This window comes from Xanthomonas sp. WHRI 7945 (assembly GCF_035026585.1).
This window is the reverse complement of sequence record NZ_JAYIQP010000031.1, coordinates 1-23,597: the sequence shown is the minus strand read 5'-3', so window position 1 is coordinate 23,597 and position 23,597 is coordinate 1. Positions and strand designations below refer to the sequence as shown.

General features: G+C 70.0%; 19 protein-coding genes. 13 read left to right on the top strand and 6 right to left on the bottom strand.

Translation table 11 applies throughout. The annotated features are described in order from the left end of the window. Positions 1-43: 43 nt before the first annotated feature. From VDQ83_RS17480 to VDQ83_RS17445, 8 genes are all read left to right on the top strand, one after another. The gene (locus tag VDQ83_RS17480) at positions 44-1,036 is read left to right on the top strand and encodes an ABC transporter substrate-binding protein (RefSeq protein WP_455435871.1); all 993 of its coding nucleotides are present in this window, start codon (positions 44-46) and stop codon (positions 1,034-1,036) included. 13 nt (positions 1,037-1,049) lie between these two features. Further along, positions 1,050-2,564, top strand: a complete 1,515-nt coding sequence (locus tag VDQ83_RS17475; RefSeq protein ID WP_455435870.1) for a sugar ABC transporter ATP-binding protein — start codon at positions 1,050-1,052, stop codon at positions 2,562-2,564. Then, positions 2,561-3,616: an ABC transporter permease gene (locus tag VDQ83_RS17470; protein WP_455435869.1), complete on the top strand. Its 1,056-nt coding sequence runs from the start codon at positions 2,561-2,563 to the stop codon at positions 3,614-3,616. Before VDQ83_RS17475 ends, VDQ83_RS17470 begins: the two co-directional genes overlap by 4 nt. Further along, the gene (yjfF, locus tag VDQ83_RS17465) at positions 3,613-4,641 is read left to right on the top strand and encodes a galactofuranose ABC transporter, permease protein YjfF (RefSeq protein ID WP_455435868.1); all 1,029 of its coding nucleotides are present in this window, start codon (positions 3,613-3,615) and stop codon (positions 4,639-4,641) included. The genes VDQ83_RS17470 and yjfF overlap by 4 nt, the downstream gene beginning before the upstream one ends. Then, positions 4,638-6,596 (top strand): beta-L-arabinofuranosidase domain-containing protein, encoded by a 1,959-nt coding sequence (locus tag VDQ83_RS17460; RefSeq protein WP_455435867.1) that lies wholly within the window; start codon positions 4,638-4,640, stop codon positions 6,594-6,596. The genes yjfF and VDQ83_RS17460 overlap by 4 nt, the downstream gene beginning before the upstream one ends. After that, on the top strand, positions 6,572-8,563 hold the full coding sequence (locus VDQ83_RS17455) for a glycoside hydrolase family 97 catalytic domain-containing protein (RefSeq protein WP_455435866.1): 1,992 nt from the start codon (positions 6,572-6,574) through the stop codon (positions 8,561-8,563). The genes VDQ83_RS17460 and VDQ83_RS17455 overlap by 25 nt, the downstream gene beginning before the upstream one ends. A 245-nt stretch (positions 8,564-8,808) precedes the next feature. After that, positions 8,809-9,429 carry a glutathione S-transferase family protein gene (locus VDQ83_RS17450; RefSeq protein WP_309912598.1) on the top strand — a complete coding sequence of 207 codons (621 nt, stop codon included), beginning with the start codon at positions 8,809-8,811 and terminating at the stop codon, positions 9,427-9,429. 93 nt (positions 9,430-9,522) lie between these two features. Beyond that, positions 9,523-10,242 carry a hypothetical protein gene (locus VDQ83_RS17445; protein ID WP_455435865.1) on the top strand — a complete coding sequence of 240 codons (720 nt, stop codon included), beginning with the start codon at positions 9,523-9,525 and terminating at the stop codon, positions 10,240-10,242. A 107-nt stretch (positions 10,243-10,349) separates the two neighbouring features. On the opposite strand, the gene VDQ83_RS17440 is transcribed toward VDQ83_RS17445, so the two are convergent. Then, a complete protein-coding gene (locus VDQ83_RS17440; protein ID WP_455435864.1) occupies positions 10,350-10,616 on the bottom strand; it encodes a DUF2798 domain-containing protein in 267 nt (88 codons plus the stop codon). Positions 10,617-10,758: 142 nt separating this feature from the next. Here VDQ83_RS17440 and VDQ83_RS17435 point away from each other — a divergent pair, with 142 nt between their 5' ends. Beyond that, entirely contained in the window at positions 10,759-11,691 is a 933-nt protein-coding gene (locus tag VDQ83_RS17435; protein ID WP_455435863.1) for a LysR family transcriptional regulator, read from the top strand. Between the two features lie 21 nt (positions 11,692-11,712). Here VDQ83_RS17435 and VDQ83_RS17430 read toward each other — a convergent pair whose 3' ends face one another. Continuing rightward, entirely contained in the window at positions 11,713-12,981 is a 1,269-nt protein-coding gene (locus tag VDQ83_RS17430; protein WP_263397673.1) for a cation:proton antiporter, read from the bottom strand. A 239-nt stretch (positions 12,982-13,220) separates the two neighbouring features. Between VDQ83_RS17430 and VDQ83_RS17425 the strand changes: the two genes are divergently transcribed. Continuing rightward, a complete protein-coding gene (locus tag VDQ83_RS17425; RefSeq protein ID WP_263397674.1) occupies positions 13,221-14,381 on the top strand; it encodes a dipeptidase in 1,161 nt (386 codons plus the stop codon). 47 nt (positions 14,382-14,428) lie between these two features. Here VDQ83_RS17425 and VDQ83_RS17420 read toward each other — a convergent pair whose 3' ends face one another. From VDQ83_RS17420 to VDQ83_RS17410, 3 genes are all read right to left on the bottom strand, one after another. Continuing rightward, on the bottom strand, positions 14,429-15,520 hold the full coding sequence (locus tag VDQ83_RS17420) for a GlxA family transcriptional regulator (RefSeq protein ID WP_455435862.1): 1,092 nt from the start codon (positions 15,518-15,520) through the stop codon (positions 14,429-14,431). Between the two features lie 76 nt (positions 15,521-15,596). Next, positions 15,597-16,733, bottom strand: a complete 1,137-nt coding sequence (locus VDQ83_RS17415; protein ID WP_455435861.1) for a DJ-1/PfpI family protein — start codon at positions 16,731-16,733, stop codon at positions 15,597-15,599. Positions 16,734-16,802: 69 nt separating this feature from the next. Continuing rightward, the gene (locus tag VDQ83_RS17410; protein ID WP_455435860.1) at positions 16,803-17,450 is read right to left on the bottom strand and encodes a hypothetical protein; all 648 of its coding nucleotides are present in this window, start codon (positions 17,448-17,450) and stop codon (positions 16,803-16,805) included. A 3-nt stretch (positions 17,451-17,453) separates the two neighbouring features. Here VDQ83_RS17410 and fusA point away from each other — a divergent pair, with 3 nt between their 5' ends. Both fusA and VDQ83_RS17400 read left to right on the top strand, forming a co-directional pair. Next, on the top strand, positions 17,454-19,517 hold the full coding sequence (fusA, locus tag VDQ83_RS17405) for an elongation factor G (protein ID WP_455435859.1): 2,064 nt from the start codon (positions 17,454-17,456) through the stop codon (positions 19,515-19,517). Between the two features lie 127 nt (positions 19,518-19,644). Further along, on the top strand, positions 19,645-20,121 hold the full coding sequence (locus VDQ83_RS17400; RefSeq protein WP_263397678.1) for a hypothetical protein: 477 nt from the start codon (positions 19,645-19,647) through the stop codon (positions 20,119-20,121). A 101-nt stretch (positions 20,122-20,222) separates the two neighbouring features. Here VDQ83_RS17400 and VDQ83_RS17395 read toward each other — a convergent pair whose 3' ends face one another. Next, complete coding sequence (locus VDQ83_RS17395) at positions 20,223-21,815, bottom strand: alpha-N-arabinofuranosidase (protein ID WP_455435858.1); 1,593 nt, start codon at positions 21,813-21,815, stop codon at positions 20,223-20,225. Between the two features lie 602 nt (positions 21,816-22,417). Between VDQ83_RS17395 and VDQ83_RS17390 the strand changes: the two genes are divergently transcribed. Next, positions 22,418-23,470, top strand: a complete 1,053-nt coding sequence (locus VDQ83_RS17390) for an aldose epimerase family protein (protein ID WP_455435857.1) — start codon at positions 22,418-22,420, stop codon at positions 23,468-23,470. The last annotated feature ends 127 nt before the right edge of the window (positions 23,471-23,597 follow it).

Sequence of the window (23,597 nt, the reverse complement as noted above, 5' to 3'; positions counted from 1 at the left end):
GAGCGCCGCGCGACCGCCAGCGTGCAACGAACGAGGAAGGGTTATGCAGAAGTCGGGAGTGCGTGCGGCGGTACTGGGGATGGCGGTGCTGCTGGGCGCGGCGTTGAGCGCGTGTTCCGGCGGCGGCAAGGACGCGGCCGGCAAGCCGGGCCAGATCACGGTCGGTTTCAGCCAGGTCGGCGCCGAGAGCGAGTGGCGCACCGCCAACACCGCGTCGGTCAAGCAGGCGATCGAGCAGGCGGGGATGAAACTGAAGTTCTCCGATGCGCAGCAGAAGCAGGAGAACCAGATCAAGGCGCTGCGCTCGTTCATCGCCCAGCGCGTGGACGTGATCGCGTTCTCGCCGTTGGTCGAATCCGGCTGGGAAACCGTGTTGCGCGAGGCCAAGGCCGCGAACATCCCGGTGGTGCTGACCGACCGCGCGGTCAAGGTCTCCGACGACACGCTGTACACCACGCTGATCGGCTCGGATTTCGTCGAGGAAGGGCGCAAGGCCGGGCGGTGGCTGCTCGAGCAGTCGCCGCTGAAGGACGGCGATAAGCCGGTGCGCATCGTCGAGCTGCAGGGAACCGTCGGCTCGGCGCCGGCCATCGACCGCATGAAAGGCTTCAAAGAGATCATCGCCGCCAACCCGCGCTTCCAGGTGGTGCGCTCGCAGAGCGGCGACTTCACCCGCGCCAAGGGCAAGGAAGTGATGGAGGCGTTCCTGAAGTCGGAGGGGCGCAACATCGACGTGCTCTACGCGCACAACGACGACATGGCGATCGGCGCGATCCAGGCGATCGAGGAAGCCGGGCTGAAGCCCGGCAAGGACATCCTGGTGATCTCCATCGACGGGGTGAAGGGTGCGTTCGAGGCGATGCAGGCCGGCAAGCTCAACGTCACCGTCGAATGCAATCCGCTGCTCGGCCCGCAGCTGGTGCAGGCGATCCGCGACGTCAAGGCCGGCAAGCCGTTGCCCAAGCGCATCGTGGTCGAGGAATCGGTGTACACCCAGGAGCAGGCCGCCGCCGAGCTGCCCAATCGCAAGTACTGACGGAGCGCCGCCGATGAACCCGGTCGTGCTGCACGCGCAGGGCCTGAGCAAGGCCTACGCCGGCGTCGCCGCGCTGGACGACGTGGCGCTGTGCCTGCGCCGTGGCGAGATCCATGCGCTGATGGGCCAGAACGGCGCCGGCAAGTCGACCCTGATCAAGCTGCTGACCGGCGTGGTCGCGGCCGATGCCGGGCGCATGGCGCTAGGCGGCGACGCGATCGCGCCGAGCTCGCCGTTGCAGGCGCAGCAGCTGGGCATCAGCACGGTGTACCAGGAAGTGAACCTGTGCCCAAACCTGTCGGTGGCCGAGAACATCTTCGCCGGCCGCTATCCGTTGAAGGGTTGGCCGCGGCGCATCGACTGGCGCCGCGTCGAGCGCGAGGCGCACGAGGGCCTGCAGCGCCTGGGCGTGGACATCGACGTGCGCCGCGCGCTGTCCAGCTACCCGGTGGCGGTGCAGCAGATGGTGGCGATCGCGCGCGCGCTGAGCGTGTCGGCGCGGGTGCTGATCCTCGACGAGCCGACCTCCAGCCTCGACGAAGGCGAGGTCGCCGAACTGTTCCGGGTCATGCGCGCGCTGCGCGAGCAGGGCATGGCGATCCTGTTCGTGACCCACTTCCTCGACCAGGTGTACGCGGTCTCCGACCGCATCAGCGTGCTGCGCAACGGCCGCCTGGTCGGCGAATATCTGGCGGCGGAGCTGCCGGCGCCGCGGCTGATCGCAGCGATGGTCGGTCGCGAAGTGGACGTGGCCGCGGCCGCCGCCGCCGCGGTGCACGTCGCGGCGCCGGAACACGCGCCGGTGCTGCTGCAGGCGCAGGGCCTGGGCCGCCGCGGTCAGCTGCATCCGGTCGACCTGCAGTTGCGCCGCGGCCAGGTGCTGGGCCTGGCCGGCCTGCTCGGCGCCGGCCGCACCGAACTGGCGCGGCTGCTGTTCGGCCTGGACCGCGCCGATTGTGGCCATGTGTCCATCGACGGCCAGGAGGTGGCGCTGCGTGGCCCGCCCGACGCGATCCGCCACGGCCTGGCGCTGTGCCCGGAAGAGCGCAAGACCGACGGCATCGTCGCCGAGCTGTCGGTGCGCGAGAACATCGTGCTGGCGCTGCAGGCGCGCATGGGCCTGCGCCGCTTCCTGCCGCTGGCCGAGCAGTTGCGCATCGCGCAGGGCTACGTGGACGTGCTGGGCATCAAGACCGCGAGCCTGGAAACGCCGGTCGGCCTGCTGTCCGGCGGCAACCAGCAGAAAGTGGTGCTGGCGCGCTGGCTGGCGACGCGGCCGCGGCTGCTGATCCTCGACGAACCCACCCGCGGCATCGACATCGCCGCCAAGCAGGACATCATGACCCGCATCCTGGCGCTGGCCCGCGAGGGCATGGCGGTGTTGTTCATTTCCGCCGAGGTCGCCGAGATCGAGCGCATCGCCGACCGCATCGCGGTGCTGCGCGAACGCCGCCTGGTCGGCGAACTGCCGGGCGGCTGCGGCGAGCGCGCGGTGTTCGACCTGATCGCCGGGAGCGCGGCGGCATGAGCGCGGCGGCCACGCCGTCTTCGACCGCGCCGCGGCTGCCGGCGCGCATCGTCGCCCACCCGCTGTTCTGGCCGCTGGCGACGCTGGCGCTGCTGCTGCTCGGCAACGGCCTGTGGAATCCCGGCTTCCTGGCGCTGCAATGGCGCGACGGGCATCTGTACGGCAACTTGGTCGACATCGGCAACCGCGCCGCGCCGCTGGCGCTGGTCGCAATGGGCATGACCCTGGTGATCGCGGTGCGCGGCCTGGACATCTCGGTCGGCGCGGTGGTGGCGATCGCCGCGACGGTGGCGGCGTGGATGATCGGCGGCGGCGAGCACAGCCGCTTCCCGCTGTGGGCGGTGATCGTGGCCCCGTTGCTGGTCGCCGCCGCGTGCGGGTTGTGGAATGGGCTGCTGGTGGTCAAGGTCGGCATGCAGCCGATCATCGCCACGCTGATCCTGATGGTGGCCGGGCGCGGCGTCGCCCAGCTGATCGGCGACGGCCAGATCCTGACCATCTACTACCCGCCGTATTTCTATCTGGGCAACGGCTTCCTGTTCGGGCTGCCGTTCGCGCTGTTCGTGGTCGCGGCGGTGTTCGTGGTGTTGCAGCTGCTGCTCGGGCGCACCGCGCTGGGCCTGTTCGTGCGCGCGATCGGGCACAACCCGCGCGCGGCGCGCGTGGCCGGGGTCAAGGCGCGGCTGATCGCGGTGCTGCTGTACGTGTTCTGCGCGTTCAGCGCCGGCCTGGCCGGGCTGCTGATCAGCTCCAACGTCAAGAGCGCCGACGCCAACAACGCCGGCCAGCTGATGGAACTGGACGCGATCCTGGCGGTCACCCTCGGCGGCACGCTGCTCGACGGCGGCCGCTTCAGCCTGGCCGGCAGCCTGATCGGCGCGCTGATCATCCAGACCCTGACCGCGACCATCTACGCGATCGGCGTGCCGGCGCAGGTCAACATGCTGATCAAGGCGCTGCTGGTGTTCGCAGTGATGCTGCTGCAATCGCCGCAGTTCCGCGCCAGCGTGCGCGGCTGGGTGCGGCGTCCGGACTCGGGAGCGGGGCGATGAGCGCGGCCGGTGTGCCGATCCAGGACGCGCGCGGCCTGCGCCGCGCCGGCACGCTGCTGCACGGCGCGCGCCTGCCGCTGGCGATCACCGTGGCCCTGTTCGTGGCCATGGCCGGCGCCGGCGGCGTGCTCTACGACGGCTTCCTGTCGCCGCAGGTGTTCGCCAATCTGCTGATCGACAACGCCTTCCTGTGCATCGCCGCGGTCGGCATGACGTTCGTGATTCTGAGCGGCGGCATCGACCTGTCGGTGGGCGCGGTGATCGCCTTCACCACGGTGCTGTCGGCCTCGCTGGTGCAGCGCCACGGCTGGTCGCCGCTGGCGGCGATTCCGCTGGTGCTGCTGCTCGGCGCGCTGTTCGGCGCGTTCATGGGCATGCTGATCCAGCGCTACCGGCTGCAGCCGTTCGTGGTGACCCTGGCCGGCATGTTCCTGGCGCGCGGCGCCAGCTATCTGATCAGCGTCGATTCGATTCCGATCGACGATGCGCTGTACGTGGCCATCGCCCAGGTGCGGGTGCCGATCGGCGCCGGCGCCTCGCTGTCGATCGGCGCGCTGGTCGCGCTGGCCATGGTGGCGCTGGGCATGTGGCTGGCGCATAGCACACGCTTTGGCCGCTGCGTGTATGCGCTGGGCGGCAGCGAAGTCTCGGCGCGGCTGATGGGCCTGCCGGTGGCCGCCACCCAGGTCAAGGTCTACGCCTTCAGCGGGTTCTGCTCGGCGCTGGCCGGAGTGGTGTGCACGTTCTACATGCTGTCCGGCTACAGCCTGCATGCGCTGGGCCTGGAGCTGGACGCGATCGCCGCGGTGGTGATCGGCGGCACGCTGCTGGCCGGCGGCAGCGGCTACGTGATCGGCACGCTGTTCGGCGTGCTGATCCTGGGCGTGATCCAGACCCTGATCGTGTTCGACGGCACGCTCAGCTCGTGGTGGACACGCATCGTGATCGGCGCGTTGCTGCTGGTGTTCTGCCTGCTGCAGCGCCTGTTGACCCGGCGCCTGCCGGAATCGGGAGCGGACGCATGACGGAACATGAAGATCCAGGCCTTGCCTGCACACGCCGCGATTTCGTCCAGTACGGCGGCGCCTCGCTGGCCGCGCTGGGCCTGTTGGCGCAGGGCAAGGCGGCGGGGGCCGCCGCGCCGGCCGCCGTGCCGGAGCCGGCCAGGCGGCAGCCGGCGGTGCAACTGCGCGAGCAGCCGTTCGCGATGGGCCAGGTGCAATTGCTCGACGGCCCGTTCCTGCAGGCGCGCGAGCGCGACCGCCGTTACCTGATGTCGATTCCCAACGCGCGCCTGCTGCACAGTTTCCGGCTCACCGCGGGCCTGGACTCGCAGGCCGAGCCGCTGGGTGGCTGGGAGTCGCCGCACTGCGAAATCCGCGGGCATTTCGCCGGCGGCCACTATCTGTCGGCCTGCGCGCTGCTGTACGCGGCCACCGCAGATGCCGCGCTGAAGGACAAGGCCGATGCGCTGGTCGCCGACCTGGCGCGCTGCCAGCGCGCGGACGGCTACCTCGGCGCGTACCCGTCCTCGTTCTACGACCGGCTCGGCCGTCGCGAGGAGGTGTGGGTGCCGATCTACACCGCGCACAAGATCCTGGCCGGGCACCTGGACATGGCCCGCCATGCCGGCAACGGGCAGGCGCTGCGCACCGCGCAGCGCTTCGCCGACTGGCTGGGCGCGTGGATGGACGGTTTCGACGACGCGCAGTGGCAGCGCATCCTCGGCGTGGAGTTCGGCGGCGTGCACGAGTCGCTGCTGGAGCTGTACCTGCTCAGCGGCGACGACAACTACCGGCGCTGGGCCGCGCGCTACGAACAGGCCTCGCTGCTCGAGCCGCTGGCGCAGGGCCGCGACGCGCTGGCCGGGCTGCATGCCAATACCCAGATCCCCAAGATCGTCGCCGCCGCGCGCGCCTACGAGATCGGCGGCGAGCCGCGCCAGCGCCAGGTCGCCGAATTCTTCTGGCGCACGGTCAGCGGCCACCATGCCTACTGCACCGGCGGCACCAGCGACTTCGAACTGTTCGGCAAGCCGGACCACTTCGCCGGGCGCCTGAGCGGGCACAGCCACGAGTGCTGCTGCAGCTACAACATGCTCAAGCTGACCCGGCACCTGTATACCTGGCAGCCGGACGCGGCGTTGATGGACTACTACGAGCGCGTGCTGTTCAACGCGCGCCTGGGCACCCAGGACGAAGCCGGCATGATGATGTACTTCGTGCCGATGGATGCTGGCTACTGGAAGCTCTACAACACCCCGTTCGCCTCGTTCTGGTGCTGCACCGGCACCGGCGTGGAGGAGTTCGCCAAGAGCAACGACAGCATCTACTTCCGCGACGATGCCGGCCTCACCGTCAACCTGTTCATCGCCTCGCAACTGGACTGGGCCGAGCGCGGCCTGCGCGTGGTCCAGCGCACGCGGTTCCCGCAACAGGAAGGCACCGCGCTGGAGTTCCAGTGCAAGCGCGCGCAGCAGATGACGCTGCGCCTGCGCATCCCGTACTGGGCCACGCAGGGCGTGCGCCTGCGCATCAACGGCAAGGCGCAGGCGGTCGCGGCGGCGCCGGGCAGCTACCTGGTGTTGGAGCGCCGCTTCGCCGACGGCGACCGCATCGAACTGGACCTGCCGATGGCGCTGCACGCCGCGCCGCTGCCCGACGAACCCAGCCTGCAGGCGATGATGTACGGCCCGCTGGTGCTGGCCGCGCAGCTGGGCAGCGACGGCATCGATCCGGCGCAGCTGCACGTGTCCGACCAGCGGCCGTCGTTGAACCGGATCGTCGGCCGCCAGTTGCCGGCGGTCTACTTCGCGCCGGACCAGTTGTGGGCGCGCAAGCGCGAGGGCCAGGAGCAGGTGTTCGAGGCCGATGGCATCCAGGGCCCGATCACCCTGGTGCCGTTCTACCGCATCGCCCACGAGCGCTATGCGGTCTATTGCCGAGCGAGGCCGGTATGGGAAAAGAACCCGCAGTTCTGAGCCGCTGGCGCCTGTCGTCGGTAGCGATCGCGGCAGTGTGCGCGCTGCTGCTGTGCGCGCTGCCGGCGTTGGCCGCCGAGCGCGTGGTCGGCGAAGTGGCCAGTCCGGACGCGACGCTGCGTGCGCAAGTGAGCGTTGACGAGGCCGGCAGCGCACAGTACCGCGTGCTGCGCGAAGGCCGCGAGGTGCTGCTGCGCTCGCGCCTGGGCCTGATCCGTGACGACGCCGATTTCTCCAAGGGCCTGCGCCTGCTCGATGTATCGCCGGTCGAGACAGTGCAGGATCGCTACGAACTGCTGACCGGCAAGCGGCGCATCAACGAGTACCGCGCCAACCGCCGCGTGTTCTCCTGGCGCGGCGCCAGCGGCGAACGCCTGCAGATCGAATTCCAGGTCTCCGACGACGGCGTCGCGTTCCGTTACGAATTCCCGCAGCGCGACGCGAAGATCCGCCAGCTGCGCGAGGACGCCACCACGTTCCGTTTCGCGGCCCAGACACGCGCCTGGCTGCAGCCGATGTCGCCGGCCAAGACCGGATTCGGCAACACCAATCCCTCGTACGAGGAGTACTACCTGCAGGACGTCGCGGTGGGCACGCCGTCGCCGCTCGCGGCCGGCTGGGTGTATCCGGCGCTGTTCCGCCACGGCGAGGACTGGGCCTTGCTCAGCGAAGGCTCGCTCGGCCGCGGCCATGCCGGCAGCCGCCTGCGCGATGTCGCGGACATGCCCGGCGCGTACGCGATCGGCATGCCCGATCCGCGCGAGGTGCTGCCCGGCGGCGCCGCCAATCCGCGCTTCGCGCTGCCGTGGCGCTCGCCGTGGCGCATCGTCGCGGTCGGCAGCCTGAAGACCATCGCCGAGTCCACGCTCGGCACCGACCTGGCCGATCCGCCTGCGGCACCGCCCATCGCGCCGCCGCAACCGGGCAAGGCGTCGTGGAGCTGGCCGCTGCTCGGCGACGGCGCCACCACCTTCGAGGTGCAGAAGCGCTACATCGACTTCGCCGCGCGCATGGGCTGGCGCTACACCCTGATCGACGCCCTGTGGGACACGCAGATCGGCGAAAACAAGCTGCGCGAGCTGATCGACTACGCGCGCGGCAAGCAGGTCGCGATCCTGCTCTGGTACAACTCGGCCGGCAGCTGGAACGAAGCGCCGCAGACCCCGCGCGACCGCATGCTGACCCACGCCAGCCGCATCCGCGAGTTCGCGCGGCTCAAGGCGATGGGCGTGGCCGGGGTGAAGATCGACTTCTTCGGCGGCGACGGGCAGTCGATGATCGGCTATTACCTGGACATCATGGAAGACGCCGCGCCGTACGGGCTGATGCTCAACTTCCACGGCGCCACCTTGCCGCGCGGCTGGCAGCGCACCTGGCCGGACCTGATGACGATGGAGGCGGTGCGCGGCCTGGAATTCGCCACCTTCGAGCAATCCAATGCCGACCAGGTGCCGGCGCATGCGGCGATGCTGCCGTTCGCGCGCAACGTGTTCGACCCGATGGACTTCACCCCGCTGGCGCTGGTCAAGCTCAATGACAAGGTGCAGCGCCGCACCACGCCGGGCTTCGAGCTGGCCGAGACGGTGCTGTTCGTGTCCGGCATCCAGCATTACGCCGAGACCCCTGAGAATCTGCAAAAGGCGGCGCCGGAGGTGCGCGCGCTGCTGCGCGAACTGCCCTCGGTGTGGGACGACAGCCGCTATGTGGACGGCTATCCCGGTCGCTTCGCGGTGTTCGCGCGGCGCGGCGGCACGCGCTGGTACGTGGCCGGGATCAATGCCGACGCGCAACCGCGCACGTTGCGGCTGAACCTGGCCGAGCTCGGCGTGGCCGGTCGCGGCGCACGCCTGATCGTCGATGGCGACGGCCCGCTGGGCCTGGCCAGCCGCCGCATCGAGGTGACGCCGGCGCAGACGGTCGAACTGCAGTTGCCCGCGCGCGGCGGTTTCGTGCTGCAGTTCGACTGAGCGCGCTTGCCGCTGCCGTGCACGGCAGCGGCGCATTCCGGAATCTCCGGCGATCGGCGTGCGGGCACGGCGGCAATGGCGCCTGGCGCTGCCGATAGGGAGGCCCGCTGTCGATGCGGCCCGGTCCCGGACTGGATCGGCGCCGTTGCGCTGGCGCCATCGCAGCCGCAATCGCAATCGCACGCATCGGCGTCGCTGCACGCAGGCGGCAGCATAGAATTGGCGCTCGCGACAGGAGCGCTGCCATGCTGAAGATCTGGGGACGACACAATTCGAGCAACGTGCGCAAGGTGCTGTGGTGCGCCGAGGAAGCTGGGGTGCCCTACGAGTCGATCCAGGTTGGCGGCGCGTTCGGCGGGACCGACGATCCGCACTACCGCGCGATGAATCCCAACGGCCTGGTGCCGGCGATCGAGGACGACGGCCTGGCGCTGTGGGAATCCAACGCCATCGTGCGCTACCTGGCCGCGCGCTATGCCTCGGGCACGCTGTACCCCGGCGATCCGGCCGCGCGCGCGCTCGGCGACAGATGGATGGACTGGACCACCTCGACCTTCGCCGGCCCGTTCCGCGATCTGTTCTGGGGCACGCTGCGCACCGCGCCCGAAGCGCGCGACGAGGCCAGGATCGCCGCCGCATTGGCGCGTTCGGGCGAACTGCTGGCGCTCGCCGATGCGGCGCTGGCGCAGCAGCCATGGCTGTCGGGCGCGCAGTTCGCGATGGGCGACATTCCGCTGGGCAGCTTCGTCTACGCCTGGTTCGAGATGCCGATCGAGCGGCCGGCGCTGCCGCATCTGCAGGACTGGTACGCACGCCTGCAACAGCGTGCGGCCTACCGCAAGGGCGTGATGACGCCGCTGACCTGAGCATGGCCTCGGCCGCGGCGCTGCGCTGCGCCTTGGCCGCGGCGGCCGTTCCGGTCGCGCACTCCCGACATCCGACGGCAAGGAGCCGCCAGCTTGATCGAAACCCCGAAAATCGTGTTGTGCATTCCCGGTCCGTGGCAGGACCGCTCGGATCTGGTCGCGCGCATCGTCCGCGCCAGCGGCGGGTATCTGTTCGCCGGGCGGGTCCTGCTGCATACGCAAAGCGGCGACGCGTTCGAGCTGCAATACGAGCCGCACGACCCGCGCATGGCCGCGGCGTTCGCCGCCGCCGGGCCGCATTGGCTCGATTCCGAGGAGATGGCGCGCATCCACGCGCATGCCTCGGTGGTGTACCTGATCGGCGATGGCGGTTCCAGGGTGCGCGCCGAGGCGATGATGCTGGCGGCCGCGGCGCTGCTGGACGCCGGCGGCCTGGGAGTGAAGGTCGAGAGCAGCGGCGTCGCGCACGGCCCAGGGGCATGGCGCCAGCTGTGCGCGGACCTGGGCTTTTTCAGCGCCCATCGTGCCTATGTGCTGAACCTCACCGGCGAGCAGGTGCATTCCTGCGGCATGCACCATTTCGGCATGAAGGATGCGATCGTCGCTGCGCAAGCGGCAGACGACCCGGTGGCGCTGCTGCACACCTTCACCTGGTATCTGTTCACCGAAGCGCCTCCGATACGCGAGGGCCATACCTTCGCCGTCGCGGAGGATGCGCCGCGCTATCGGCTCGAGGCAGAACCCAGCGCCCAGTTCCAACCCGGCGACCTGTTCGCCAATCCCTACGGGCTATGGCGACTGACGCCGTTGTGAGCCGGCGCCTTCGCCTCCGTGCACGCCCTCCTGCAGGAGCGGCTTCAGCCGCGACAGGGAGCCCAGCGCCACCATTGCTGCATCACACGCTATAGCACCGGAAATCCTCAGCGCGGCGGATGCACCGTCGCCGCCACCAGCCGCATCACCAGCGGCCGCACCACCAGGATGCAGCAGAACGCGGTCGGCATCGCCAGCCGGTACGCCCCGAGCACGCGCTGCAGATAGCCGTCGCCGAGCCCGGCATTGGCCGCGGTGATCACCAGGCACATCAGCATGGCCATGATCGCGGCCATGTAGAACGCGAACACGAACGGGGTGGTGCGCACGCCCAGTTTCGGGCGGCGTGGCGCGGCGATGTCGACATCCTGCATGGGCGATACCTCGGTGGTCGTTGCGGCCGAACGGCTCGGGAGGCGGCACGTTAGCAAGCCGATCGCAGCGCCAGTAGGCGAGGGCGGCTTGCGACTTTGTAAACTGCAACTTACGAATGCATCGCGTATATCGGCTCTCGCAGTGAATCTCCTTCAGTCCATCCGCAGCTTCATCCACACCGTGGAGGCCGGCAGCGTCGCCGGCGGCGCCAAGACGCTGGGCGTGAGCGCGGCGGCGGTGAGCCAGAACATCGCGCGGCTGGAGGCGCACCTGGGCGTGCGCCTGCTCAACCGCAGCACACGCAGCCTGGCGCTGACCGAGCGCGGCGCGCTGTACCTGGAGCAGGTCAGGCAGGTGGAGCAGGATCTGGAACGCGCGCGGCAATCGGTCGCCGACCCGCATGCCGAGCCGGAAGGGCGCCTGCGCGTGGCCAGCACCGCCGCGTTCGGCCGGCATGTGCTGGCGCCGCTGTTGCCGGCGCTGGCGGCGCGCCATCCGCGCCTGTCGATCGAGCTGCTGAGCGCCGATCACCGCGTCGACCATGCGCAGGAAGGCGTGGACGTCAGCATCCGCATCGCGCCGCAGCTGCAGGATGGCCTGGTCGCGCGCTGCATCGCCGCGGTGCCGTTCGTGTTCTGCGCCGCGCCCGACTATCTGGCGCGTGCCGGCACGCCGACGACGCCGGAGCAACTGAAGGGCCACGCCTGCCTGCTGCTGCGCTGGGCGGTGGACGGCCGCTATCTGCGCTGGGGCTTCGTCCGCGACGGCGTGCGGTTCGACGCGGAGGTGACGCCGGCGCTGGTCGGCGACGACATCGACGCACTCGCCGGCATGGCGGCGGCCGGCGGCGGTATCACCCGGCTCGCCGCATTCGTGGCGCAGCCCTACCTGCAGCGCGGCGCGCTGCGCGCCCTGTTCGAGTACGACGCCGCCGGCGCGGTCAACGCCGCGCCCGAGCCGATGCGGCTGTACCTGTGCGTCGCCGACCGCCGCGATTTCACCCCGAAGGTACGCGCCTTACAGGACCACATCGTCGCCGGCCTGCCGCCGGCATGGCGCGTGGCGAGCGCCTAGCTCCGCGCGACAGGCAGCGCGTTACGGCCTGCCGCCGGCCACGGCCGGCGCCGCCTCGCGCGCCGCGGCGCGGCGCATCACCCAGTTGAACAGCGGCGTGGCCATCAGCGTGGACACGATCGCCATCAGCACCAGGATCGAGAACAGGCCCTGTTCGATGACCCCGGCCTGCAGGCCGATGTTGATGATGATCAGTTCCATCAGCCCGCGTGCGTTCATCAGCGCGCCGATCGCCATCGCGTCGCGGTTGTTCTCGCCGCTGGCGCGCGCCGCGGCCCAGCAGGCGATGCCCTTGCCCAGGAACGAGGCCAGCAGGATCGCCACCGCCGCGATCAGGATCTGCGGGTCCAGCAGTACGCTGAGCTGGGTCTTGAGCCCGGAGAAGGTGAAGAACATCGGCAGCAGGAACACCACCACGAACGGCTGCAGCTGTTCGCGCAGTTTCTCGGTCAGCGCGCCCTTGGGCAGGCAGGCGCCGAGCAGGAAGCCGCCGAACACCGCGTGGATGCCGATCGCGTCCATCGCCCAGGCGCTGAGGCAGAACAGCATCAGCACCACCGCCAGCACGCTGGCGCTGAGCGGCTGGTCGGGACGCACGTGGTCGGCCAGGCGCCGCAGCCAGTGGCGGCCGACCAGCATCATGAACAGCGCGTAGCCCACGCCGCCGCCGATCGCCAGATAGGCGCTGTTCCAGCTGCCGCCGAAGCTGGCCAGCACGATGGCCAGGATGCACCAGGCCGCGGCGTCGTCGACCGCGCCGGCGGTGAGCGCCAGGGTGCCGAGCGGACTGCCGGTGAGGCCGCGCTCGTGGATGATCCGCGCCAGCATCGGGAAGGCGGTGATGGCGATGGCCGCGCCCAGGAACAGCGAGGCTTCCAGGACCTTGGCCTTGGCCGAGAACAGGCCGGGGGTGTGCAGCAGCCACGGCACCAGCGCGAACGCGAGCACGAACGGCACCGCGATGCCGGCCAGCGATACGGTCATCGCGCTGCGGTAGCGGGCGCGGAAATGGTCGCCGCGGAAGTCGGTGCCGACCAGGAACATGTACAGGCCCACGCCAAGTTGCGCGGCCACGTACAGCATGTCCAGGGTCTGTTTGGGGAACAGGGCCTGCTGCACGTCCGGCAGCACCAGGCCGAACAGCGACGGCCCCAGGGCCACGCCGGCGATCATCTCGCCCACCACCTGCGGCTGGCCCACGCGCTTGGCGAGCAGCCCCACCAGCCGGCACACCAGCAGGATCGCCGCCGCCTGCAGAAAGAAATACACCGACATCTGCGGGGTGGTCATGGGCGCACATCCTTGATAGGTCGGCGGATGATAGGAGCGCGGCGCCAGGAAATCCACGCATGCCGGCCCCCCTCCGCACACCGGCTGGCGCGGCCGCGGGCCGGCGCGGGCGTCCAGGCGGGCGGCGGCGGTACTTTCGGCACTGATCGCGCCGCGCCGGATGCAGTGCTATGCGCGCAGGCGCATCCGGCCGTGGCGGCCGCGGGGCGACTCACCCACCCCGATTGCAGGAGAGAGCGATGAGCGAGGCATGGACGCGGCGGCGATGGTTGGGGCTCTCCGGCAGCGCCTTGCTCGCCGGGTTGCTGCCCGGCACGGCGCCGGCAGGCCGGGTTGCGGCCTCGGCCGCGGCACCCGCGGCGAAGGACGAGGACGCGAGCGAGGCCGCGGCGCTGTACCGGCGCGCGCTGGTGCTCGACGCCAATACCCTGGCGTCGATCGGCCAGGTGTTCGGCAGCGCGGACGACACCGCGCGGCTGCGCCAGTTGCGCGCGTCCGGGGTGAGCGCGCTGAAGACCACGCTGGGCGACGCCGACGGCGACTTCGAGGCGGCGGTGCGCGACATCGCCGCCGCGCAGGCGCTGGTCGAGAACCAGCCGCAGCACTTCCTGAAGGTAGTGCAGCACGACGACCTGCAGCGGGCCAAGCGCGAGGGCCGGATCGCGCTGATCTTTTCCTTCGAATCGGCCTCGATGCTGGAGGACAAGCCCGAGCGCATCGACCTGTTCCGCCACCTCGGCGTGCGCGTGATGCAGCTGTCCTACAACCGCGCCTCGCCGTTCGGCATCGGCTGCCTGGACGGCGATACCGGCGGCGTCACCGCGCTCGGGCGCGAGGCGATCGCGCGGATGAACCGGCTCGGCGTGGCACTGGACCTGAGCCACGCCAATGCGCAGACCACCCGCGACGGCATCGCGCTGTCGCAGCGCCCGCCGGTGATCACCCACGCCGGCTGCAGCGCGGTGTTCGCGCATCCGCGCAACAAGCGCGACCGCGACATGCGCGCGCTCGCCGACAAGGGCGGGGTGATGGGCATCTACATGCTGCCGTTCCTGACCGAGGAGCGCCGCCAGCCGCAGCTGGCCGACTACATCCAGCACATGCGGCATGCGCTGGACGTGTGCGGCGAGGATCACGTCGGCATCGGCACCGATTCGCTGTTCTTCCCGGTCACCGCGCAGGACGTGCGCGACATGGACCTGCTGATGCAGCAGCGCCGCCGCGACGGCGTCGGCGCGCCGGGCGAGAACCGCACGCCGTACCTGCCCGACGTCAACACCCCGCGCAAGCTCGAACGCGTGGCCGATGCGCTGTTGCGCCACGGCTACGGCGCACGGGTGGCCGAGAAGGTGCTGGGGCTGAACTTCGACCGGGTGTTCGGCGAGATCTGGGCGGCCTGACGCGCGCCGCTAGGCATGTGCCGTCTTTCAGGCGTTCGTGCCTGCTCTCATCGTTCCTCAACACTGCCGCGTTCCTCCGCTTCGATGCCGACGAGGTGCGTTGAGAAGCGCGCGCGATGCGTGCCTGGATTGGTGCCGAACTGGCGTCGAAACGCGCGTCGCAGCTTCTGTTCGTCGCCATAGCCCACGTGCAAGGCGATGCTCTTCAAGGGCAGCTCGGTTTCCTCCAGCATGCGGCACGCCGCCTCCAGTCGCATCAGCTCGACCGTCTTGGCAGGTGTGCGCCCTACCTTGGCAGCATAGATGCGCGCGAAGGTTCGCGGCGCCATGTTTGCATGCTCGGCGAGCCGCGGGACCGACAGGTCCGCGCCCAGATTCGCAGCCATCCACGCGTGCAGCTCGACGAAGGCATGATCCCGCGTCTGCGCCGCCAACGGCACGCTGAACTGCGATTGCCCGCCTGCGCGCTTCATGAACACCACCAGGTGCCTGGCCGCATCGATCGCGATACGCGGGCCATAGTCCTGCTCTATCAGCGCCAACGCGAGATCGATTCCCGAACTCACCCCGGCCGAGGTCCAGAGATTGCCATCGCGGATGAAGATGCTGTCCGGATCGACATTCAGTTGCGGATGCCGGCGCTTCAATTTATCGAGCCAGGCCCAGTGCGTCGCCACGCGCCGGCCATCGAGCTGGCCGGCGGCTGCCAGAAGGAACGCGCCCGTACAGACGGAACAGAGCCTGCGCACCGATCCGGCGCGCGCGGCGATGAAATCGCGCAACGCGGGCGTGACCTCGAACTCCTCGCCCGCACAGCCGCCCGGTGCGATCAACGTGTCGATCGCGACGTTCGCCAGCGCGGAGACCGCGACGGTGACCACGGGCAAGCCCGACCCGGTGACGATCGGGCCGCCCTGTGCCGATGCCACGATCGGGTCATACCGTGCCGGTGCCCCCGGTTCCGCGCTCCGGTTGGCCGTGGCCAGCGCCTGCAACGGACCAGCGAGGTCAAGCAGGTTCATTCCGTCGTAGGCCAGAAGCACCACGCACAGCGGTCCCGGCGGCTGTCGCGCGAGATCGATGCCGATGGGCTTTCCATCCAGGGAAGCTGGAACACACCGAGCTGGCAAAGACGTCATGGGCTATCGTCCGATCGCGGCATGTGGCCACTGTGTGCCCTGGATTGGATCGCGCCAAGGGAGGGAAGCGCGAAGGTCACCGTGCCGCCTTCAGGTCGCCCCACGGATACTCCATGCCAAGCGCGGACAGACGCGCGGTGCCGCTGCCATAGCGCTGGGCGATCAGATCAAACGCGGCAGGGAACGCCTTGCCGGCAGGGGCGGCCTCGGCCACTACGATGCGCACGTCCGGAGTCGAGGACGACGTCGCCTGTGCCTGCACGCGCAGGCCGCCGCGCAGCCGTACCGGGCCGGCCGTGTCGGAGACAAGGCGTACTTCGTTGCGCATCGTGCGCGACCATGCCTCGGCGTGCAGCGACAGCGCCACCTCGTCGTCATCGTCTTGCACCTGCAGCGCCACCACATCTTCGCGCTTGACGCGCATGTTGGCGCGGTGCGTCGCCCGGTCCGTCGGCAGAACCTTGAACATGTCGCTGTCGTGTGCGGCTTCCCATGACGCAACGCCCAGGCGGTCGGCGGTCGCGCGCGCCGTTTGCGGTCCCGCGATCGTCTCGACCAGCGCAAGACTGATCGGCAGCGCGGCAGAGACCCCGGCGCTCGAGGCGACGTCGCCGTCGGCCACATAGCGCAGGTTCGTCAGCCAGGTGACCTGCGGGTACTGCTTGCGACGATCGCCCAGCGAGGCCCAGTGGCCCGTGGCGTGGCGACCGTCGAGCGCGCCGATCTGCGCCAGCAGCTCGACGCCGTCGCAGATCGACACCAACGCGGCGCCGTGCGCGCGTTGCGCCCGCAACCAGGTCGTTTCCTCGGCGTGCTTGTCCGCTGTCGCCGGTACGATCACATAGTCGGCGCCATCGGGGTAGGCCTCGTCGAACGCGGCAACGGTCATGTCGGGCAACAGCGTGAGCGGGCCAGCCTTCAGCGGGTGGTCCGTGATGTTCAGAGCAATCACGGTTGCCGCGCCCGATTGCGCGAGTACGCCGTATGGCACGACGAAGTCCGACAGCACGGTCGTGTCCTGGGCGACCACGACCACCACGGGGAGCGCGTCCGGATGCTTGCGGACGTGGACGATGGGCAAGCCCGTCACCCGGGCATTCTCCGGCTGCGGTGTCGCCGGGGAACCGGCGGCGGCAATCGACCCGCACATAGCGAAGAGGCCGGCGACGGCGAGAAGGGCGATGCGGAAGCGGAGACGGAGACATTGCGACATGGTGAGATCCGGTGTGGTCGGGGTCCCACTGTCTCGGGATTCACGCTTGGCTTAAAGGTCGATCTTCCTTCATTTTCTGCCAAGAAGGGAAGCAAGGAGCCGGAAACTCTTTCCCTTCCGGCTGTCGCCCATGCCGGCTGCAGCGCGGTGTTCGCGCATCCGCGCAACAAGCGCGACCGCGACATGCGCGCGTTGGCCGACAAGGGCGGGGAAGGACATCGACATGCTGCCGTTCCTGATCGAGGGCCGCCGCCAGCGCAGCTGGCGACCATGGGTCGCGCGCGCCACGACGACACTGGCGAGCGGCAGGCGCGTCGTTGCACGTGCCGCGCCGGAGTGTTCCAGCGGCGTGGCGCCGAATGCATTGACCCGCCTGCGGCGCAGGTCCAGACTTGCGCCCTCATCCGCCGTATCGCCCGCCCTCCCATGCCGCACGCACCGCTGCTGATATTGCCGACCGACACCCTGCGCGCCAGCGCAGGCCGGGTGCGCCTGCCTGATGGGATGGACAGCGCCGAGCCGTAGCGCTCCGCCGCCGCCGATCCGCGCAGACAAGCACCCGCTGGGTGCTTTTTTATTGCCTTTTTTCCAGCTGTCCCACCTCCGAAACGCGAAGGAGAACGTGCCATGCACTACGCCGCCGAACCGAAACCCTAGCCGCATGCCCACGCGCCAACCGGGGCATGCGGCCTCCCCGTTGTTGGCACTGGAACCCATCTCATGAACACCCAAACCCTTTCCCGCTGGCGCAACCTCGGCATCATCGCCCACATCGACGCCGGCAAGACCACCCTCACCGAACGCCTGCTGTGGGCCACCGGCGCGATCCATCGCGTCGGCGAAGTCCACGACGGCGCCGCCACCACCGACTTCTCCGACATCGAACGCGCCCGCGGCATCACCATCGGCGCGGCCGCGGTGCAGGCGCAGTGGTCCGCGCACGGGCAGCCGGCGCATCGGTTGACCCTGATCGACACCCCCGGGCACATCGATTTCGCGATCGAGGTGGAACGCTCGCTGCGCGTGCTCGACGGCGCGGTCGCGGTGTTCTCCGCGGTCGACGGCGTGCAGCCGCAATCGGAAACCGTGTGGCGCCAGGCGCGCCGGCATAGCGTGCCGCTGCTCGCGTTCGTCAACAAGATGGACCGCGCCGGCGCCTCGTTCGAAGGCGTGATGGCGCAGCTGCGCAGCAAGCTCGACGCCACGGTGTGGGCGGTCGGCGTGCCGCTGCCGGGCGAGTCCGGCCTCGACGGCTGGGTCGACCTGGTCGGCCGCCGCGTGCTGGCGTGGGACGGCGATGGACGCATGTCCGCGCGTGCGTGGACGACGGACGACGCTGCCGCGTTCGCCGAGGCGCGCGAGCAATTGATCGCCGCGGTCGCCGACCACGACGACGCGTTGGCCCAGGCCTATCTGGAAGAGCAGGCGATCGACGACGACACGCTGCGCGCCGCGCTGCGTCGCGCCACCCTGGCCGGTGCCGGCGTGCCGGTACTGGCCGGCTCGGCGTTCAAGAGCAAGGGCATCGAGCCGTTGCTGGACGCGATCGTCGACTGGCTGCCGTCGCCGCTGGACCGCCCGCCGGTGCCGGCGACGCGCGACGTCGACGACGCCAGTGGCATGGATGCCGCGCACGCCACGCAACTGGCGCCGGATCCGTCCGGCCCGCTGGCGGCGCTGGTGTTCAAGGTCGCGCATACCGCGCAGGGGCCGCTGGCGTTCGTGCGCGTGTATGCGGGCAGCTTGCGCGTCGGCGACACGGTGTGGACGTCGCAGGCGCGGCGCTTGCGCCGGGTCGGGCGGCTGGCGGTGGTGCAGGCGCAGCGCACCCACGACGTGGCGCAGGCCGTTGCCGGCGAGATCGTGGCCATTCTCGGCTGGAAGGACGCGGCCAGCGGCGAAACGCTCAGCGGCGGCGACGCGCGCTGGGTGCTGGAAAGCATCCGCACGCAGCCGCCGGTGCTGGCGTGGCGGCTGGGCGCGGCCAATGCCGCGGACCTGGTGCGGATGGGGCAGGGACTGGCGCGGCTGGCGCAGGAGGATCCCTCGTTCCGCGTCGACAGCGATGCCGAGACCGGCGAAACCCTGGTCTGGGGCATGGGCGAGCTGCACCTGGAGGTGATGGTGGAGCGCCTGCGCAGCGAGTGGCACGTGGACGTGCGCACCGGCGCGCCGCGCGTCGCCTACCAGGAAACGCTGCGTGCGGCGGCGCCGGGCGTGGTCGGGCGGCTGTCCAAGCAGAACGGCGGCCATGGCCAGTTCGCGCAGGTGGTGCTGGACCTGGCGCCGCGCGCGGACGGCGAGGTCGTGTTCGTGGACCGCAGCCGCGGCGGCGTGGTGCCGAAGGCCTTCGTCGCCGCGACCGAGAAGGGCGTACGCGCGGCGCTGGCGCAAGGCCCACTCGGCTACCCGGTGGTCGGCGTGGAGGTCGCGCTGGTCGATGGCCAGGCGCATGCGGTGGATTCGTCGGACATGGCGTTCCAGCGCGCGGCGGCGGACGCGGTGAAGGCGGCGCTGACGCAGGCCGGCACGCTGCTGCTGGAGCCGGTGATGGCGCTGGCGATCGACACCCCGGCGGCCAGCGTCGGCGACGTGCTCGGCGACCTGCAGCGGCGCGACGGGCGCGTCGTGGCGATCGCCGAGCACGGCACGCGTGCGGACGTGGTCGCGCACGCGCCGTTGGCGCAGTTGCAGGCCTACACCACCGCGTTGCGTTCGCTGACCCAGGGACGCGCGTCGGCGAGCATGACCTTCGACGGCTACGAAGCGGTCAGGGCGGCGTAGACCGCCCGCCAGCGGAAGACATTGCACGTGATCGAGGAGCCGGTTCGCCGGCTCCTTTTTTTGTCCGGCGCTTGCGCGCGGGCCGCGATCCGGGCTTCATAGGCGCCCTCCGACCCAGGAATCGTGCATGCGCCGACTCGTTGCCGTTGCCATTCTCGCCGTGCTGCCGGCGCTCGCCGCGGCGCAGGCGCCGCCGTGCGCGACGCCGCTGCAGGTGGCCGAGCGGCTGTACCAGGCGCGCGATTTCTATTGGCGGCCGCAGAACCTGGACGGGCTGCTGACCCCGGCCTTCGCGCATGCGGTGCAGGCGGAGATCGCTTGCGCCGAGCGCGAGGGCATCTGCCGCCTGGACTACGACCCCTGGACCAATGCGCAGGACGGCGACATCCAGGGCAAGCCGCGCTTCACCCTGGTGTCCGGCGGCTCGCTGGCCACCGTGCTCGAGGTCCGCGTGGACTACCGGCTGGCACTGGGCGCGGCCAGCGAGCCGGGTTCGCTGAAGATCGAACTGCGGCGCCGCGGCAACGGCTGCTGGGCGGTCAGCGACCTGATCTCGCCGGACGGCGACTCGCTGTTCGCGCTGCTGTCCGAAGCACGGGACTAGCGGGCGCAGGCGCAAAAAAACCACGCCGACCTGCGTCGGCGTGGTGCGGACGACCTGCCCGCGCCTGCAGCGGGAGGGGATGGCGCGACGGCGTCCGCCGACTATTGCAGTTTCAGCATCACGATCGCCTTGGCCGGCAGCGCCACCTTCAGCGTGCCGCCCTGCAGGCTGGCGCCGCCGAACGCGGCCGGCTTCACCGCCTGCGGCTGTTCGAAGGTGTTGAGCGCGGTGATCTTCGGCGCGGTGAGGATCTGGCCGCTGACGCTGCCGGCCTGGACGCCATCCACCTTGACCTCGACCTCCGCGGCGCGGTTCGGGTCCAGGTTGGTCAGCGCCACGTAGACATGGCCGTCCTTCGCCTTGACCGCCGAGCCGTGCACCGACGGCACCGTGTACTCGCCGTGCTTGTAGTCTGGCGTCTTGATCTGCAGCGGCAGCGCGGTCGCGTCCTGGTATGGCTTGTACATCGCGAACACGTGGTAGGTCGGGGTCAGCAGCATCTTGTCGCCGTCGGTGAGGATCATCGCCTGCAGCACGTTGATCATCTGCGCGATGTTGGCCATGCGCACGCGCTCGGCGTGCTGGACGAAGATGTCCAGGTTGAGCGAGGCCACCAGCGCGTCGCGCAGCGTGTTCTGCTGGCGCAGAAAGCCCGGGTTGACGTTGGGCAGGCCGCTGTACCAGGTGCCCCATTCGTCGACCACCAGCGCGACCCTCTTGTCCGGGTCGTACTTGTCCATGATCGCGCTGTGCTTGCTGACCAGTTCGTCCATCAGCAGCGTACGCGACAGCGTCTCGATCCACGCGGTCTCGTCGAAATCGGTGGAGGAGGCGCGCGGCGGCCAGCCGCCGGGGATGGTGTAGTAGTGCATGCTCAGCCCGTCCATGAACTTGGTAGCCTCGCGCATCATCACCTCGGTCCAGTGGTAGTCGGCATCGCTGGGGCCGGGCGCGATCTTCATGATCTTCTGTCCGGCCGGCGCCTTGACGAAGGTCTGGTAGCGGCGATACACGTCGGCGGCGTATTCCACGCGCATGTTGCCGCCGCAGCCCCACAGTTCGTTGCCGACGCCGAAGAACGGCACCTTCCACGGCGCATCGCGGCCGTTGCCGCGGCGCTGGTTGGCCAGCGTGGACTTGGTCGGCGCGGTCATGTACTCGACCCACTGCGCCATTTCGTCCGGCGCGGCGTCGCCGACGTTGCCGGCCACGTAGGCCTGGGTGCCGACCAGCTCGGTGAAGTCCATGAATTCGTGGGTGCCGAAGCTGTTGGGTTCCTCGACGCCGCCCCAGTGGCTGTTGATGCTGATCGGGCGCTTGGCGCGTGGGCCGATGCCGTCGCGCCAGTGGTATTCGTCGGCGAAGCAGCCGCCGGGCCAGCGGATGTTGGGCACCTCCAGCGCCTTCAGCGCCGCGACCACATCGTTGCGGTAGCCGCGGGTGTTGGGGATCTTCGAGTCCGGCCCGACCCACACGCCGCCGTAGATGCCGGTACCCAGGTGTTCGGCGAACTGGCCGAACAGGTTGCGCGAGACCTGCGCACCCGGCTGGTCGGCACGCAGCGTGCCGCGCACCTCGACGTCGGCGGCCTGCGCCAGACCGGCGCCGAGCGTCAGCGCGGCCACGGCGACTGCCAGCGGCAGGCGGTGCCGCCAGCGCAGTGCAGCGTTCTTCAGTGAGCGGGTCGAGAGCATCGAGGGTCTCCTAGGCGGATGGGATGACGGCGCGGGTACAGGCACCGTGTCGGTGGGAGCGAGCATGACCGCATGCGACGGCGGCGGGACGTCGCAAGGTGGTACGAACATGGCCACCAGCGGCATCGCCGGTAGCGGGGCGCGGCAGGTGGCGGTATCGGCGCAGATCGCAGTCCTTGTGATCGGTGGTGATGCAGTGGCACGGCGGCCGATCGCGGGGTCCCCGGCATCGGTTCGAGCATAGGCGGGCCGGTGCGGTACGACCAATGACGTAAATCCTCGCTGCTATAGCCGATGCGCATTGCTGCTGCCGTGGCGCTCCCCGATGCGCAGATCGAAGATAGGGGAGCGGTGGATGGCCGACCAATGATTTAAATGGGCGAATCGATACGGGGATTGCAATGATGCGATGCCGCAGATCCAGGCATTCTGTGTTGCACGGCACGCTCTTCGCGGCCTCGTGCAATCGTGAGCGCAGCGTGGCTTGGTAATGCATCGCTGCGGTGCTTCGCGGCGATGGCTTGCGACCGGCTGCACTGGTTATGCTGCGCGGCCCGTGCGAAAAACGCATCCGCCCACCGCACCCAACCAGGACTTCCCGCATGTCATCGATCTTCGGCCAGCTTCCCGACGGTACCGCCATCCACCGCCTGGTCCTGGACAGCGGCGAAGGTCTGCGCGCGGAATTGCTGACCTACGGCGGCCTGCTGCGCAGCCTCAGCCTGGACACCGCGCAAGGCCGCACCGAACTGGTACTCGGGCTGCCGACGCTGGACGCCTACCTGCACGATCCGGCCTACCTGGGCGTGCTGGTCGGCCGCTTCGGCAACCGCATCGCCGGCTCGGCGTTCAGCGTCGACGGCCAGCGCTACGCGGTGACCGCCAACGAGGGCGCCAACCACCTGCATGGCGGCGCGCTCGGATTCGGGCGCCGGGTGTGGACGGTCCAGGCGCAGTCCGGGCACAGCCTGCAGTTGGGGTACGACTCGCCGGCCGGCGAGGAGGGCTATCCGGGCACCGTGCGGGTCAGCGCCGAGTTCACGCTGCGCGGCCGCACGCTGGAGCTGCAGTTCGCCGCGCAGACCGACGCGCCGACGCCGCTCAATCTCACCCACCATCCGTACTTCAACCTGGCCGGCGATCGCGGCGTGGCCGCCGCCGCGCAGCGGCTGCGGGTACCGGCGGATCGCTACCTGCCGGTGAGCGACGCGGCGCTGCTGCCGAGCGGCGAGATCGCCAGCGTGGCCGGCACGCCGTTCGACTTCCGCGCGCCGCGCGCGATCGCCGACAAGGAAAGCGCGGCCGATCCGCAGCTGCGCCTGAGCGGCGGCTACGACCATTGTCTGGTGCTGGCCGAGCCGCGCGACTGCAGCGCCGTGCTGTATTCGCCGCACAGCGGCGTGGCCATGCGCATCGCCAGTGCGATGCCTGCGCTGCAGCTGTACGAAGGGCACTGGCTGGACCGCCAGCATCCGGGCCTGGGCCGCGGCGTGTGCCTGGAGCCGCAAGGCTATCCGGACGCACCGAACCAGCCCGGCTTCCCCGACACCATCCTGCGTCCCGGGCAGGTCTACCGGCACCGCATCGAATACCGCTTCGCCGAGGTCGGCGCGGATGCCGACTGGGACGCGGTGGAGGCGGCGCTGGCCGATTGAGCGATACAGGGCAACAGCGCAATCCCTGTAGATACCGTCTTCCCCCCTAGCAGGCAATGGCCTTTTGAGGATCGAAGGGCGTGTTTGATTTGAGGACGCCGTAGGCAAGATGCAGCAACTTGCGCAT